Source organism: Embleya sp. NBC_00896, from assembly GCF_045207785.1.
Lineage (GTDB): Bacteria > Actinomycetota > Actinomycetes > Streptomycetales > Streptomycetaceae > Embleya.
This window is the reverse complement of the sequence record NZ_CP108776.1, coordinates 220,863-235,174: the sequence shown is the minus strand read 5'-3', so window position 1 is coordinate 235,174 and position 14,312 is coordinate 220,863. Positions and strand designations below refer to the sequence as shown.

13 protein-coding genes and 1 pseudogene are annotated in these 14,312 nt (G+C 71.3%); 8 read left to right on the top strand and 6 right to left on the bottom strand.

Translation table 11 applies throughout. The features are described 5' to 3' along the window. Positions 1 to 42: 42 nt before the first annotated feature. Positions 43 to 702 (bottom strand): HAD family hydrolase, encoded by a 660-nt coding sequence (locus OG928_RS01130; protein WP_406277733.1) that lies wholly within the window; start codon positions 700 to 702, stop codon positions 43 to 45. A 105-nt stretch (positions 703 to 807) separates the two neighbouring features. On the opposite strand from OG928_RS01130, the gene OG928_RS01125 reads away from it, so the two are divergent. After that, on the top strand, positions 808 to 1,041 hold the full coding sequence (locus tag OG928_RS01125; protein WP_406277730.1) for a hypothetical protein: 234 nt from the start codon (positions 808 to 810) through the stop codon (positions 1,039 to 1,041). 551 nt (positions 1,042 to 1,592) lie between these two features. Here OG928_RS01125 and OG928_RS01120 read toward each other — a convergent pair. The 4 genes from OG928_RS01120 to OG928_RS01105 all read right to left on the bottom strand — a co-directional run bounded on the left by OG928_RS01120 (position 1,593) and on the right by OG928_RS01105 (position 5,679). Continuing rightward, positions 1,593 to 1,985: an epoxide hydrolase gene (locus OG928_RS01120; protein WP_406277727.1), complete on the bottom strand. Its 393-nt coding sequence runs from the start codon at positions 1,983 to 1,985 to the stop codon at positions 1,593 to 1,595. Positions 1,986 to 2,238: 253 nt separating this feature from the next. Then, a complete protein-coding gene (locus tag OG928_RS01115; RefSeq protein WP_406277724.1) occupies positions 2,239 to 3,927 on the bottom strand; it encodes an amidohydrolase in 1,689 nt (562 codons plus the stop codon). Between the two features lie 79 nt (positions 3,928 to 4,006). Further along, the gene (locus OG928_RS01110) at positions 4,007 to 5,479 is read right to left on the bottom strand and encodes a sodium:solute symporter (RefSeq protein ID WP_406277722.1); all 1,473 of its coding nucleotides are present in this window, start codon (positions 5,477 to 5,479) and stop codon (positions 4,007 to 4,009) included. Then, positions 5,476 to 5,679: a hypothetical protein gene (locus OG928_RS01105; RefSeq protein ID WP_406277719.1), complete on the bottom strand. Its 204-nt coding sequence runs from the start codon at positions 5,677 to 5,679 to the stop codon at positions 5,476 to 5,478. Before OG928_RS01105 ends, OG928_RS01110 begins: the two co-directional genes overlap by 4 nt. Positions 5,680 to 5,779: 100 nt before the next feature. On the opposite strand from OG928_RS01105, the gene OG928_RS01100 reads away from it, so the two are divergent. The 5 genes from OG928_RS01100 (at position 5,780) to OG928_RS01080 (ending at position 10,675) form a co-directional block, all read left to right on the top strand. Beyond that, the gene (locus OG928_RS01100; protein WP_406277716.1) at positions 5,780 to 6,829 is read left to right on the top strand and encodes an Lrp/AsnC family transcriptional regulator; all 1,050 of its coding nucleotides are present in this window, start codon (positions 5,780 to 5,782) and stop codon (positions 6,827 to 6,829) included. A gap of 121 nt (positions 6,830 to 6,950) precedes the next feature. After that, positions 6,951 to 7,139 (top strand): hypothetical protein, encoded by a 189-nt coding sequence (locus tag OG928_RS01095; RefSeq protein WP_406277713.1) that lies wholly within the window; start codon positions 6,951 to 6,953, stop codon positions 7,137 to 7,139. A 506-nt stretch (positions 7,140 to 7,645) separates the two neighbouring features. Further along, positions 7,646 to 8,176, top strand: a complete 531-nt coding sequence (locus OG928_RS01090) for an SMI1/KNR4 family protein (protein WP_406277710.1) — start codon at positions 7,646 to 7,648, stop codon at positions 8,174 to 8,176. A gap of 488 nt (positions 8,177 to 8,664) precedes the next feature. Beyond that, complete coding sequence (locus OG928_RS01085) at positions 8,665 to 10,020, top strand: sigma-70 family RNA polymerase sigma factor (RefSeq protein WP_406277707.1); 1,356 nt, start codon at positions 8,665 to 8,667, stop codon at positions 10,018 to 10,020. 430 nt (positions 10,021 to 10,450) lie between these two features. Next, a complete protein-coding gene (locus tag OG928_RS01080) occupies positions 10,451 to 10,675 on the top strand; it encodes a hypothetical protein (RefSeq protein ID WP_406277704.1) in 225 nt (74 codons plus the stop codon). A 98-nt stretch (positions 10,676 to 10,773) separates the two neighbouring features. On the opposite strand, the pseudogene OG928_RS01075 reads toward OG928_RS01080, so the two are convergent. Then, a pseudogene (locus tag OG928_RS01075) lies at positions 10,774 to 11,069 on the bottom strand (ISNCY family transposase); the annotation flags it as partial. Between the two features lie 299 nt (positions 11,070 to 11,368). On the opposite strand from OG928_RS01075, the gene OG928_RS01070 reads away from it, so the two are divergent. Continuing rightward, positions 11,369 to 13,486 (top strand): RICIN domain-containing protein, encoded by a 2,118-nt coding sequence (locus OG928_RS01070; protein WP_406277701.1) that lies wholly within the window; start codon positions 11,369 to 11,371, stop codon positions 13,484 to 13,486. Positions 13,487 to 13,558: 72 nt separating this feature from the next. Beyond that, a complete protein-coding gene (locus tag OG928_RS01065; protein ID WP_406277698.1) occupies positions 13,559 to 14,176 on the top strand; it encodes a hypothetical protein in 618 nt (205 codons plus the stop codon). Positions 14,177 to 14,312 lie beyond the last annotated feature (136 nt).

Here is a 14,312-nt window from a genome sequence, read left to right as displayed (position 1 = left end):
CCGGACACGGCGTGCCCCCATCGGACCACGAGCGCATGCCGGTCACAGGCGTTCGGCCCAGGCAGCGAGGGTCGGGACGATGGCGCGCAGGTCGGGAGCGTCCACTACGGCGTGTGCTGCTCGGCGTGCGGCGGCGTCGCCGTTGAAGGCCACGCTCAAGCCGACGTCGGTGAACAGGGGTAGGTCGGAGCGGCTGTCTCCCACGGCGGCGCAGCGGTGCCGGGCCAGTCCGAGGCGTCGGGCCTGGTGCGCGGCGTAGTCGCGTTTGCCGAACTCGTCGAAGTCCCGGGAGACCGTACCCGTGTACCGCCCGGACTCCACGGCGAGCCGCGCGCCGCAGAAGCCTTCGAAGTCGAAGCGGTCGGTCAGGTACCCGCCCACCGGATCCCAGGCAAGCGTGGCGAGGAAGGGGGCGAGGCCTTGGGCGCGGCACCATCGGATCGTCTCGTCGATCCCGACCACGAGCGGCAACTCCGCGAGCCAGCCGCGGACTTCGGCGGCCGAGGCACCGGCCCACCCGCGCGCATCGATCTCGGAGACCTCCTGGTTCGTCAGCCGCCCGCCCGCGTACCCCTCCTCGGCCGCCGCCAACGGCCGGAGATGGCCCAGACGGCCGGCGAGGAACGCGGACGAACTGGTGCCCGGGACCAGCGTCCCGTCGACGTCGAAGAACACGGCACCGTGAAAGGAGAGAAACGACATGCAGGCATCATCAGGCGTGGCCGGCGCGTTCGGCGAGGTCTCGATGGGCGGGACATGGCGGCTCGGACGCGGGTGGTGTCGGTGGGCGGCGGTACCGTCCGCCGGATGAGTATCGAACCAACCCGCGGCGGCGGGGCCGAGGTCCGGGTCAGCCTGTCTCCGGAAGCGGTGGAACGCGTACGGGTGTTGATCGGACTCGGGCTCGCCACGTCCCTCGAGGACTACGTGGCCGACTCCGTCCGCAACCGCCTCGCCGGGTTCCAGGACCTTGCCGCCGGAACCACCAGCCGGCCCGACGGCGACCCGAGGGAATGGGTGGTGCCTGGCCGCCGTGCATAGTCGGTAATGGGCCCCGTCGCCGCAAGAACGTGCCCTCCGTGCACATGGCCGGGAACGGGCAGTACCTGTCGGCCCCGCCTGCGTGCGGACCGCGGCCGTCTGGACGAGAGCATGAGGAGCTACGAGAAGTACGACAAGAAGGTCTACGACTTCATTCAGGCGAACCCGACGCTGACCATGCGGCACCGCATCACACCGCTCTACTCCGAAGGCCGCACCATCCCGCACACCTGCACATGGAGTCCGTCGGCTGCGATCAGAACGGGATGGGCGTCGTCTACGAAGACTCCCTGGCCGTCCCCAACCATGTGGCCAACTGGGGCACCGGGACCCGCAGTAACCACGGCTTCGTGACCGAGAACGGGAATGCGGCGCCGCTGGTTGGTCTCCTGGCGGCAGGCGACATCGGCCCTCCACCTGCCGGCCGGGTGCGCGGCGGCGCCGTCAGCCCGTTGCCGCCGACCGGTAGGGGCGGAAGAACGCGCGCAGTTCCTCCGCGTAGAGCTCGGGCTCCTCGAACGGGGCGAAGTGACCGCCGCGCGCGGGCTCGGTCACGCGCACGACGTTCGCCGTGCGCTCGAGCCACAGCCCGGCATGTCGGGCACGACGACGTCGAACGCGTCGGCGGGATCGGCGCCGTGCGCGCCGGGGTCGGTGAGGAGCGGGACGACCTTCGCGTAGCGCCAGAACGAGTCCGGCCAGCCGTGGCTGAGGACCAGCGGCAGGACGGGCCCGGCCGGCGCGACGGCCCGGACGTGCACGAAGTGGATCCCGAGGCCGTCGAGCGGTACGCGGAAGCGGGCGAGCCGGGCGAGCGCCGCCTCCTGGGCCGGCCAGTCGAACCCGTCCGCCCAGTAGGCGACGAGCTCGCGGAGGTAGGCGAGGTCGGACCCGAGCGACCACCCGGCGTCCTCCGGCGTGTCCGGCCAGCGCGTCGCGCGCAACCGCGCCCGAAGGTCCTCGAGCGCCGTGGGGGCGGCCTGCGGGTGAACGGCTCGGGACGGGGCAGGGCGTCCGACATGGGACGCATGCTAACGCTGAGATGCGTTGGCGAGCGGCACGGCACGCGGCGACGTCCGCCGGCCGGGCCCGGCGCAACACGACCGCAGCCGCTCGCCAACGCGGTCGACGATCGTCCGGCCGGGACTCCGGCGCCGCCAACCGGTCCGTGCGCCGGTTCCGGACACGGTCGGGCTCCTACGCGCCCCACACCTGCCGGGCGCCCACCCAAGTCGACAGGATCGGGATGTCCGCGATGTGTTCGGGTGCGACGGACAGCAGGTCCTCGCCCAGGACGGTGAAGTCCGCGAGCATACCCGGGGCGAGGCGGCCCTTCAGGTGGCCTTCGCCCGTGGCGTGGGCGGAGCCGGTCGTGTAGACGGCCAGGGCTTCGCGGGCGCTGATGCGCTGGTCCGGGCCGAGGACTTCGCCGTCGCGGGTCTGCCGGGTGACCATGGTGCGGATCGCGAGCAGCGGCGGGAGGGGGCCGGCCGGGTGGTCGGAGGAGCCGCCCACGGTGATGCCCGCGTCGAGGAAGCGGCGGTGGCCGCAGGCCGCGGCGGCGCGTTCGTCGCCGTAGTAGCCGCGGAGCTTGCCGCCGTGGTCGTGGACGAACGAGCCGAACGGCACGGGGGTGATCCCGGCCGCGGCGATGCGCTCGATCAGGCTGTCGTCGACGAGGCTGCAGTGCTCGATGCGGTGATTGATCCCCGCGTACGCCGGGACTTCGGCGCGGGCGGCTTCGATGGCGTCCAGGACCTTGCCGACGGCCAAGTCCCCGTTCGCGTGCACGGCGACGCGGCTGCCGGTCCGGTGGACGGCGAGGACCGTTTCGGCGAACTCCTCGTCGGTCATGAGTTGGATGCCGTTGTCGGCGCCTGTCTGGCTGGGGTACGGGGCGCGGCACAGGCAGGTGCCGCCCGCGAGCGCGCCGTCGATCATGAGCTTGACGCCGACCAGCCGCAGGTGCTCGTCGCCGAAACCGGTGCGCAGTCCGGTCCGCGCCAGGTCCGCGAAGTAGCGGTGCCAAATGAGCATGCCGACGCGGGCGGTGAGGACCCCGCGGTGCGCGGCTTCCTGGTACAGCCGGAGTTCGCGCGGCGAGACCAACGCGTCGCACCAGGAGGTGATGCCCGCCGCGTGGAACTCGCGGACCACTTCGACGAACGACGGGACGAGGTCGTCGAGGGTGAACTCGCCCAGCAGCTCGGGGGCGCCGCTCGGGCGGAACCACTGGTCGAACCACGCGCCCTCGTACATCCACCCGTCGAGCCGACCGTCCGCTTCGCGGCCGAGCGTGCCCCCGTGCGGGTCGAGGTCGGTGTCGCGGTAGCCGGCGAGTCCCAGGGCTCGGGAGTTGGCGACGGCCATGTGGCACGAGAAGTGCACGACGAGGACCGGGTGTTCGGCGGATATCGCGTCCAGGGCCGCACGGTCGAGGCGGCCTTGCGGGTCGGCGTTGGGGTCGTATCCCTCGGCCACCACCCAGCCTCCGGGCGGGGTCGCTCGGACGCGCTCCGCGAGCGGGTTGCGCGATCCGCCGGCGGCCGCCAGGGTCTGCGGCGTCAGTGGCACCCGCATGCGGGTGTCCGCCAACCCGGCGGGGTGGCAGTGCGCGTCGTTGAAGCCGGGGACCACGACGGCGTCGCCGAGGTCGACCAGCTCGGCTCCGGGGAGACGCGGCCGCAGGTCGGCGACGTCTCCGACGGCGACGACGCGGTCTCCGAAGGTGGCGATGGCTTCCGGTTCGGCGGCCGCGGCGCCGCCCGAGTCGGCGAGGGTGATGATGCGGCGGGATCGGAAGATCTTCGCGGTGGGCTCGTTCGGGTGGGACAGGGTGTTCGCCGGAGCGGGTGCCGTGCCGCCGTGGATGCCTTGGGTCGTCATTGCGTGTGCCATTCGTTCGTTTGTTCCCCGTTGTGTCGCCTGGTCGCGGTCCCGGTCCCGGTCTCAGCCGGTGCCGGGCTCACGCGGCCGCCTTCTCCGTCGGGCGCGGCATCGCGTCGACCGTCGGTTGCGTGCCGGCGACCAGGCGCCGAGCGGCTTCGACGAGGAGGCCGACGGCGAGGTTGACGCCCAGGCCGATCAGCCCCGCGCTGACGTGGTTGGTGTCCACGGCGTGGCCGTCGTCGCCGAACGTCAGCCAGATGACCACCGCCTCGCCTGCGAGGATTCCGGCCGCCACCGACCACGCGCCGACGAGCGGGCGGCGACGGTTCAGCGCATACAGCAGTCCGGGCGCCATCTGCGCGAGGCCGGAGTACGTGAGCAGCAGCAGGTTCGTCAGGGCGTCCGGCCGCTTGATGGCCAGGACCAGCGCCACGCCGACGGCGCCGACGACGGTGGTGTGGTTGACCAGTAGGCCCGAGCGTTCGCTGCGGGTGCGAACGATGTTGCGGGCGACCAGCGACGACATGCCGAGCACGATCGCCGCGGACGGCACCATGGCGCACGCGGCCGCCGCGGTGACGACGACGCCGACCAGCCAGTCGGGCATGGCGCCGTTCGTCAGGTACAGCAGTATGCCGTTGGGGCCGCCGGATGCCGCGCCCGCGACCACGATGCCGGTGAACCCGATCAGCATCGGGATCGCCTGGCTGGCGCTGTAGAACGGGATCCAGATGCTGTTCTGCCGCAAGGCCTTCTCGTCCTTGGCGGACAGGATGGCGGGCCAGCCGTGCGGCATGGTCATGAACATCACGCTGACCAGGCTGGTCACCATGCTGGTGAAGAACCAGATGCGGTCGAACGGCCCGTCGTGCACGGTGAGCTTGGCCGCGTGCGTGTCGGCGAGCCGGTGCGTGACCTCGCCGAGGCCGCCCGCGTAGTGCGCGGGGATGGCGATGGCCAGCACGATCAGCACCAGCACCATCAGCGCGTCCTTCAGGTACGCCGCACGCGCCACGCCGCCGATGCCCGACCACAGGACGAAGCCGGTGATCAGCACGGACGCGGCGATCATGCTCGCCGTCCCGGAGCCGCTGCTGCCGGTGGCCAACTCGACGACCAGGCCGAGGCCGGTGATCTGGAGCTGGAGGTAGGGCAGCAGGAAGACCACGCCGAGCACGGCGGTCAGCGTGCCCAGTGCGCGGCTGCCGTAGCGGTCGGCGAAGAAGTCGCCTTGGGTGAGGTAGCCGCGTTCCTTGCCGATCCGCCACACCAGCGGAGCGACGACGTACATGCCGACGTACGCGAGGGGAAGGTACGGCAGCGCGTAGACAACGCCGACACCCGACGCGTACGCCAGGCCGGCGAGACCGAGGAACGTGAAGGTCGTGTAGACCTCACCGGCCTGGAGGAACCAGGTCGTCACGGCACCGAAGCGGCGCCCGCCGACCGTCCACTCTTCAAGGTTGGCGGCCGGCTTGCGGCGGCCGAGCACCCCGAGTCCGGCGATCAGCAGCATGCCCACGACGGACACGGCCAGGGTCGTGCTCATCGGCCGCCCCCGTTCCCGCGGCGCGTGCGCTGGTACTCGACGTACCCGAGCGCGGGAGTGAGGGCGATCACCCAGCCCACGCTCCAGGTCATTATCGACGGCATACCGAGCCAAATGTGCGGGGCGTTGACGAACGGCAGCCACACCGTCGCCAGCAGTGCCGTCACGGGCACCATCAGCAGAAGCACTGCGACACGCATGGACTGCTCCCGGGGTCGTCGTTTCTCGTGAACCCTTGGAGCATGAGACTTACGGGATAGAATCCCGAGAAATTTGTCGAGAAGAGTCACTCAGAGGTCGATGATGAAGCATTCCGCCGAATTTCCGCCAACCGGCGAGATGCGGCCCACCACCCTGGACGAGACCGACTTGGCGCTGGTCAACGCGCTGCAAGCGGCACCGCGCGCATCGTGGACGCTGATCGGGCAGGCCCTGGGCATCAGCGCCATCACCGCCGCGCGCCGCTGGGAACGCCTGCGCTCACGCGGCCTGGCATGGGTGACCGCCTACGGCGGGCCGTTCGTCCTGCAGGTCAACTGCTCGGCGTACGTCGAGGTCGACTGCCACCCCGCACGGGTGTACGCGGTCACCGAGCGCCTGCTGCGCGACCCGCACATCACCGGTATCGAACATGTGTCCGGTGGTACCGATCTCCTGCTGACCGTGATGGTCGCCGACCTCACCGCGCTGTCCAGACTGGCGATCGAGGTCATCGGCGCACAGGAAGGCGTCACCGCCATCCGCAGCATGATCGCCACCCACCTGTTCACCGAAGGCAGCCGCTGGGACCTGCGCTCCCTCGACCCCCACCAACGCGGCCTGCTGCGCCCGGGCGACGACACACCGCCGGCGGGCATCGGGACCATCGCCCCCGAAGACCGCCCGCTGCTCATCGCGCTCGGCGCGGACGGGCGCCTCGGCTACGGCGAACTGGCCGAGGCCACGGGCATGAGCGAGTCGACCGTACGCCGCCGGGTGACGCGCATGCTTCGCGAGGGCAGCGTCGTCCCACGCTGCGAAATCGCGCACAGCGTCTCGGGCTTCCCGGTGTTCGTGCACTACCTGGCGAACGTGCCCAGTGCGCATCTCGCCCACGTGGGCGCGTCGATCGCCGCCGTGGCCGAGGTGCGCATGTGCGCCTCGATCGCGGCACGGCACAGCCTGCTGATCACCGCCTGGGTACGGTCGATCCCCGACACCCGCCGCCTGGAGGCGCATCTTGCCGAGCGATTCCCCGAACTCACCATCGAGGACCGGTGGTTGACGCTGGCCAACGCCAAGCGGATGGGCCACCTTCTGGATCCCGAGGGACGCAGAACGGGGTTCGTGCCGATGGACATCTGGGCGTGACGACTTGGTCGGTTGGCCTGTGGGTGCCGATCCGGACCGGCCCGGCCCACCTCCTCCGAGCGGCCGAGGAGACACCGAAGGTCGAACCGGCGAGGTAGGCCGGGGATCGGCCGCGCGGCAATTGCCCCGCGCATCACCGGAGTTCGGGCGCGCGGGGGCGCGGCGGGTCCGAGTGAGCGGCGCGACGCTTGCCACCGTCGAGATCCGCCCGGCCACCATCCGCGACCTCGCCCACCACCTGCACGCCCAAGGCCACACCACCTGGGCGAGCGCCACCACCGCCCCCGCGGCTTCAAAGGCCCAAGTCTGACCCGGCCCCTGCGAGTGCGACCGCTACCTACGCTTGATCGGCTATCCGGGCGGCCGGCCCAGCGGCGTCAACGCCTGCCATCCGCTGGGTGCCCAGCTGAGCGGATCGGGCACGGACCCGGCCAATCCGGCGACTGCGGATCGGACGCCAACTCCTACGTCGGTAAAGCCCGGACGCCGATTTTCCAATGGACAGCATGCTGATCTTCGAGGACACCGTTCGGTCCCTCGTCGACAACCGGCATGTCGTGCGGTACGAGGTGACACCGGCGTACAGCGGCGGCTGGACGGTGCCTCACGCATCCGGATGTCCTACACGACGTGGGACCGCGAGGGGCGATACGCGGGTGCCGACGTCACCGCCGTGTCGAACCTCATTTACGCTGCCGGCCAGGGCTGGAAGAACTCTGGCACCGACCGCGATCGACAGCCGTACCGGTGCCGACGTTCCCCTGGCGGGGCAGCCGTGGGCCCGGCCGCGCGCACAGCACCCGAAGGGAACCCCGAATGCCCCACCCCGTCGTCGCCCGGCTGCGCCTGTTGCTTCCACCGCCCGTCTCCGGAGGCGACGAAGTGGACTGGGAAGCGGTCGAGCGTGAGACGCTCCTCCGGTTCCCGGCCGACTACCGCGAGTTCGTGGAGTCGTACGGCGGCGGCGAGATCGACGAGTACCTGTCCGTGAGTACGCCTCCGGTGCCCGGGTCGCCGTACGGGGACCTCCTGGACAGAGTCGATCCTGCTCTCGCCAACGAGGACGAGTTGGGCGCCCTTCTGCCGGAAGGTGACCTGCCGAAGCTGCTGCCCTTCACGTTCTCGGCGAGTGGCGATGTCGCGTTCTGGCTGCGGGAGGGAGCTCCCGACGGCTGGCGGGTGGCCGTCTTCCGGAGGCAGACACCGTACGGGGTGAACCGCTGGACCGTCTTCGACGGCGGTATGGCGTCGTTCTGCGTGGCGGTCCTGACCGGCGAGGCCGACCCGTTCAGCGAACGGATCGAGGCGGACGACCGGCACGTGTTCGTGAACTGGCGGGCGGTGTAACACCCCTTCCCGCCCAATCGCGGCGGTGCCATGCGATGACGGCCGGCCGCGCGGCAGGCACATCCCCGCATACGCGGGGCCGACAGCGGCGGAGGTTCGCCACGTCAGCCACTCACCATGAGCACCGACGTCGGCAACACGGCACCACGTCACCGGATCATGAACGCCGTCACGTCACCCGGGGCGACCTCGATCCTTTCCACCACCAGGCCAGTAGCCGGGCCTGATACCGGGTCAAGGACGAGTTCCACGACCCGACGACCTCATAGATGGTCTTCCCGGACGCCGCGAGCATCCCGGTCGGCAGAGTCGCGCGATCATCAGTCCCAGCAGGGGTCGGTCGCAATCCCACCCTCGACGAGCCGTTGGAGACTCGTTCGAATAGCGCCCAGGTTTGCGGCGCACTTTTCTGTTATCGCGGCCTCGGCCGAACGGTCTCCCCTGTGTCAGACGGGACAGGCGAGGACCCAGAGGGAGAGTGCACGGACTTGGGCGCGAGCGGGAAATTCGACAGTGCGGTGGTCGAGGCGGCACGTCGGGGCGACCAGCGGGCGCAGGACGAGCTCGTCGCCGCGTATCTGCCGCTCGTGTACAACATCGTGGGCCGGGCGCTGAACAGGCACGCCGACGTCGACGACGTGGTGCAGGAGACCATGATCCGGGCGCTCGGCGGTCTGGGGTCCCTGGGTGACCCGGAAAGTTTCCGGTCCTGGTTGGTGGCCATCACGATGAATCAGATACGCGGCCACTGGCAGACGCGCGGTGCGGTGCCGGCCGGTTCCGGTCTGCAGGACGCGTACGACGTGGCCGACCCGGGTTCGGATTTCGTGGACCTGACGATCGTGCGGCTGGGTCTGGAGGGTCAGCGGCGGGAGGTGGCCGAGGCCACCCGCTGGTTGGACGCCGACGATGGTGCGCTGCTGGCGATGTGGTGGCTGGAGGTGCTGGGCGAGTTGGAGCGGGCGGAGATGGCCGCCGCGCTGGAGTTGTCGCCGCAGCACACCGCGGTGCGGGTGCAGCGGATGAAGGCGCGGTTGGAGACGGCGCGGGTGGTGGTGCGGGCGCTGGCCGCGGTGCCGCGTTGTGTGTTGCTGGACGATGTGATCGCGGCCTGGGACGGCGTCCCGTCGGCGCTGTGGCGCAAGCGGGTCGCGCGGCACGCGCGGGACTGCACGGTCTGTTCGGGTCTGGGAGCGGGCCTGGTGCCCGCCGAGCGGCTGCTGGCGGGCCTGGCCCTGGTACCGGTGGCCGAGGCGCTGCGGGGTCTCGCGGGGGCCGCCGCGCTCGGGGGCGCCGGAGCGCCCGGGGAGGCGGCCGCCTTCGACATGGCGGGCGGTGGCCGGCTGCACGACGGTCGGCGCCGCCGAATACGGAGGCGGCGCCGTACGACCGCCCTGGCCGTCCTCGCCCTCCTCGTCGCGGGAGGCACGGTCGCCGGAATCGCCGTCCTGTCACCGGACGAGGAACGGGACCCGGTGTGGACGGCCTCCGCCACCGAATCGGAGTCCGCGACGCCTTCGACACCCGCCGTCTTCGCCTCGCCCATGGGCTCGGCGTCCCCATCCCCGTCCCGCTTGCCCACCAGGTCCGTCTCGCCGAACCCCGGCGCGTCACCCACGAAGTCCCCTCCGGCGCCGACCACCACCAAGCCGGCTCCGACCCCGTCGAAGCAGCCGCCGACCACGCCCGAACCTACGACCACGGCTGATCGCGCGGGCGCACCGGCCGAGAAGGTCCTGGCGACCACCAACGCCGAGCGAGCCGAGGCGGGCTGCCCCGCCGTGACCCTCGACTCGCCTCTCACCCGCGCCGTCCAGCTGCACGGCGACTCGACTGCTCCCTGACCAAAATGGGCCTCGGCGTGGTCACCCAGGGCTGGACCTGGACCCGGATGTTCTGCTTCCAAGGGCTTGCGGACGGTGAATACGTTGCTTTGTTCCGGCAAGACGGCCGGCATGCCTTCGACCCGCTCCGAAAGCGCATCGATCGGACCCACACGGCGGTCGCGCGCCCGGCCCGGGAACGTCCCAAGAATTTCGTGAGATGTGCTTCATCTCGCCGACCAGGACCTTGTCGCCCTGTCCCACGAGAAGCGCCGTGCCGCTCTTGAGGCTCGGTTCGCCGCGCATGAACTCGGGGCCGGGACCACCCGGCGCCCGTGCGTACACGGCGCGACGCGATCCTCGAAGTCCTCGGCCGCCGGCCGCACCGTCCGGTCACACCCGCCGAGGCGGGCCCAACCGGGCACCCCGCGCGCGGACGACGGTGACACGGTTGATCACCCTCGGGAGCGCGGACACGGATCGCTGGCCGGCCTCGACGAGGCCCTTGGAGAAGATCAGCGAACTCGACGACCTCGACGACATGTTCGGCGGCTGCGCCGCCCGGCCGACGGCCGCCGCGTTCCCGGTCGACATCATCGCCCCGTACCCGCGCGCCGACGCCGACGCCGACGCCGACATGCGCCGGGCAATGCCGTCCGCCGCAGCCGACCACTGACCCTTCTTGCCGCGCTGCCACCTCGCCCAAGTGCGCTACGTGCTCAGCGACACCGCCGCCCTCCGTCACCGAATCGAAGTCCTCCGACCGGCCGCGGAGTCAGCCTCGACGACGGTGTCTACACGGAGCTTGCGGCGCCGTACCAGCTTGTCCTCGACCGACTTCCCCGGCAGCGCGGTCGAGTTCGTCGACGAACACACCGCCGCTTCGGTGCACGGGATTGGCCAACGTGGTCGGGTGCGGCACCGCGGGCGTCCACGGGATCCGGCGGAACCGCCGCCGCCGGCTCGGCGAATCCGCCACCTCACGGCACAGCCCTTCGTATCGGCAACCGCCGTGCCTGTTCCGGCAGTACCTCCCACCACCCATCCCATACCCCGGCCACACGCAGCACCGCAACCACGCCCGGGCACGACCCACAACCGCCTCCACTCCCCGAGCCCGCGCACCGGCATTTCCACGGTCACCCGCACACAGCCCCGGCCTTCTCCAGGAGCAGTGGCCACCCCCACGCGGCTCGTGGCGCATACCCCGCAGGCGACGCCAAACCGTTGCACGAGAGGGCACATCGACGTCGCCCCTGCGCTGCCGAGTCGAAGAGCCGTGCGATTTTCCGTTATTCCCACCCGTCCCATCCATCTCCTAGGTGTCGGCACTCACAACCCGACACTCGCCGACAAAGGAGAGACACGTATGGGACGCAGGGGAGCGAAGCCGCACCGCCGCCGCAATCGCCGTGGTTGGCTGCTCGTCGCAGCCGCCGTGACAGTCGGCCTGGCCGCGGGCGCCGTCACCATCGACACCGCGCTGGATGGCGACCCGCCGGCCGTCGTCGACGCCGCGAGCACGCAGCAGACAGGCCCGGAGGAGATAGGCCCTGCGGCGGGGCCGCTGCACGACGAGGCGCCCACACCTGTGGCTGCGGTGCCCAAGAGCGACGAGGGCAAGGGCCTGGTGTACACCGGCCTGGTGCCGTCGGCCAAGGGCGACAAGTGCGCCGGCGTGTACAAGGTCTCCGAGGCGGGGCTGTGTACGCACGGCCCGGACGAGCCGCCGAAGGGCGTCGACATCCACCAGGACACCAAGCCCGCCGCGGCGTCGGCCGCGGTGCCGGCCGCGCCTAAGGTGGGCCAGGACCCGCCGCCGTCCGCGGCCGACCTGCTGAAGGGCGGCCCGCCGGTGTTCGACGTGCAGTCCGGCGCGGCGCCGGCCTCCGACGCCCCGGCCGCGGGAACGCCCGCCGCCGAGGCGCCCGCCGCCGCGGGCACCGCGGTGGTCTGCGACGGTGACGGGAGCACCGGCAACCGCGTCCAGGTGCTGTACATACACGCGCCCGGCAACGACCGTTTCGGCCAGTACCTGCCCTCGTTCAAGAAGTGGGCCGCCGACGCCGACGTCATCTACAACGCCAGCGCCCAGGAGACCGGCGGCACCCGCCACATCCGCTACGTCACCGAGTCCGACTGCTCGGCGGCGATATTGAACGTGGAACTGCCCACGTCCGTGCTGCAGCAGTTCGGCGCCACCACCAAGGAGCTGGCCAAGCAGGGGTTCAACCGCAAGGATCGCAAGTACATGATCTTCGCGGACGCCCAGGTCTACTGCGGCATCGGCACCTTCGCCGGCGACGAGCGCCCGGGCAAGGACAACATGAGCAACTTCGGCCCCTCGTACGGCCGGACCGACAGCGGCTGCTGGGGTGGTTCGACCGCCGCACACGAACTCGGCCACAACCTCGGCGCCGTCAACAACAGCGCGCCGAACACCAGCAAGGCCGGGCACTGCGTCGACGAGTGGGACGTCATGTGCTACTCGGACTCGCCGTACTACCCGAAGATGCAGATCAAGTGCCCCAACCGCGCCGCCGACGAGCGGCTGGACTGCAACCACGACGACTACTACAACACCAACCCGTCCGCGGGCAGCTACCTCACCACCCACTGGAACGTGGCCAACAACCAGTTCCTGATCGCCGCGGGCGGCACCGGCCCCAACCCGACCCACACCCCGACCCCCACCAAAACCTCGACCGGCACCGCGACCTCCACGCCGAGCCCCACCAAGACCTCGACGACCCCCACCTCCACCCCGAGCCCGACTCGGACCGGCGGCCCGACCTCGCCCGAGGTGGTGATCGGCCAGCTCACCCAGAACTCCGTCGTGCTGAGCTGGGGCCGGGTCGCCGACGCGGCCGGCTACGACGTGGCGCTGGACGGCCGGACGCTCGGCACCGTCCGCTCCACCGTGGTCCGACTGGTCAACCTGAGGCCCGACACCGCCTTCAAGGTCGCCGTCGCCGTACGTGACCAGGCCGGCCACGTGGCCAAGCCCGGCCGCGAGGCATCCTTCCGCACCCCGAAGGCCGCCGGACCGGTCGGACCGACCAAGCCCGGCACCAAATACGTGATGGTCAACACCCTGACCGGCCAGGCCGCCGACATCTGGGGCGCCTCGACTTCCGACGGCGCCGTGCTGATCGGCTACCAGCGCCACGGCTACGCCAACCAGCAGTGGCTGTTCGAGGACCAAGGCGACGGCAACCTGCGCGTCCGCTCGGTGCGGTCCGACAAGTGCCTGCAGATCGGCGGCTCGGCGGTGGCCGGCCAATACGTGATGCAGCAGCCGTGCAGCAGCGCGGACGCCCAGCAGTGGAAGGTCACCGCGAGCGGCACCGGTTACGCGCTCACGGCGAAGAACTCCTCCCTCGTCCTCGGCGCCGGCAAGCGCTGGTACTACGGCGGTTGGCTGCTCGAACTCCAGCAGCCGAACGGCCAGACCTACCAAAACTGGGCCATCCAGCCGGTCTCCTGAGGCCGCCCCAAGCAGGCGGTGGGGCGGGAAACACCCCCGCCCGCCCCACCGCCGTCCAAGGAGTCACCACAGATGCGCATCCGTATCCTCGCCGCCGCCGCATCGCTTGCCGCCGCCGTCCTCCTGGGCGGCGCCGGCCAGGCCGGCGCGCACGGCGACACCATCGTCTTCACGATCTCCGAGCTGGGCGACGGGCATACCCGGGCGGTCGCCACCTGGGCGAACGACCACGACCCGGTCACCGACAAGGTGGCCGGCACGCTCAGCGGGGTGGCCGACGACGGCCGGACGATCGGCCCGTGGAAGCTGGAGCCGGTGGCCGACGCCCCCGGCACCTTCACCACCCGCCTGGCCCTGCCGCCCGGCCACTGGGCCGTCACAGTGGAGTCCGGCTTCCCGGCGCTCGGCCGCGGCCAAGCGGACCTCACCGTCACGGCAGTGCCGGGCACGGCGCCCACCCCAAGCGCCGCGACCGAACCGGTCACGCCGGCCACGGCACCGTCCACCCAGGGGCCCGCCTCCCCGGCTCCGCCAGCACACGCCCCGGTCGCCGCCCCGACCTCCTCGTCGGCCGGTTCGGGACCCAGTCGGCTCGTCACCGTCACGGCGATCGTGGCCGCAGTGCTGGTCGTCGCCGCGGTGCTGGTTGCCGCCGAGCTGCTGCGGCGCCGCCGCCGCGCGGCTCGCTGACCCGAGCCACCTCGCCCGACCACCCGTCCGATACGCCGCGTCCCACACATCCGCGTCCTGCGGGAGGGCCGAGCCGCAGGTGGAGCACGGCGAGCGGGACCTGGTCGGAGAAGGGGGGTTTGGGCGGGCGGCCCGT

Excerpts from the sequence above, each read along its gene's own strand:
- OG928_RS01130 (WP_406277733.1), bottom strand. The coding sequence starts at position 702 with ATGTCGTTTCTCTCCTTTCACGGTGCCGTGTTCTTCGACGTCGACGGG.
- OG928_RS01125 (WP_406277730.1), top strand. The coding sequence starts at position 808 with ATGAGTATCGAACCAACCCGCGGCGGCGGGGCCGAGGTCCGGGTCAGC.
- OG928_RS01115 (WP_406277724.1), bottom strand. The coding sequence starts at position 3,927 with ATGACGACCCAAGGCATCCACGGCGGCACGGCACCCGCTCCGGCGAAC.
- OG928_RS01110 (WP_406277722.1), bottom strand. The coding sequence starts at position 5,479 with ATGAGCACGACCCTGGCCGTGTCCGTCGTGGGCATGCTGCTGATCGCC.
- OG928_RS01105 (WP_406277719.1), bottom strand. The coding sequence starts at position 5,679 with ATGCGTGTCGCAGTGCTTCTGCTGATGGTGCCCGTGACGGCACTGCTG.
- OG928_RS01100 (WP_406277716.1), top strand. The coding sequence starts at position 5,780 with ATGATGAAGCATTCCGCCGAATTTCCGCCAACCGGCGAGATGCGGCCC.
- OG928_RS01090 (WP_406277710.1), top strand. The coding sequence starts at position 7,646 with ATGCCCCACCCCGTCGTCGCCCGGCTGCGCCTGTTGCTTCCACCGCCC.
- OG928_RS01070 (WP_406277701.1), top strand. The coding sequence starts at position 11,369 with ATGGGACGCAGGGGAGCGAAGCCGCACCGCCGCCGCAATCGCCGTGGT.
- OG928_RS01065 (WP_406277698.1), top strand. The coding sequence starts at position 13,559 with ATGCGCATCCGTATCCTCGCCGCCGCCGCATCGCTTGCCGCCGCCGTC.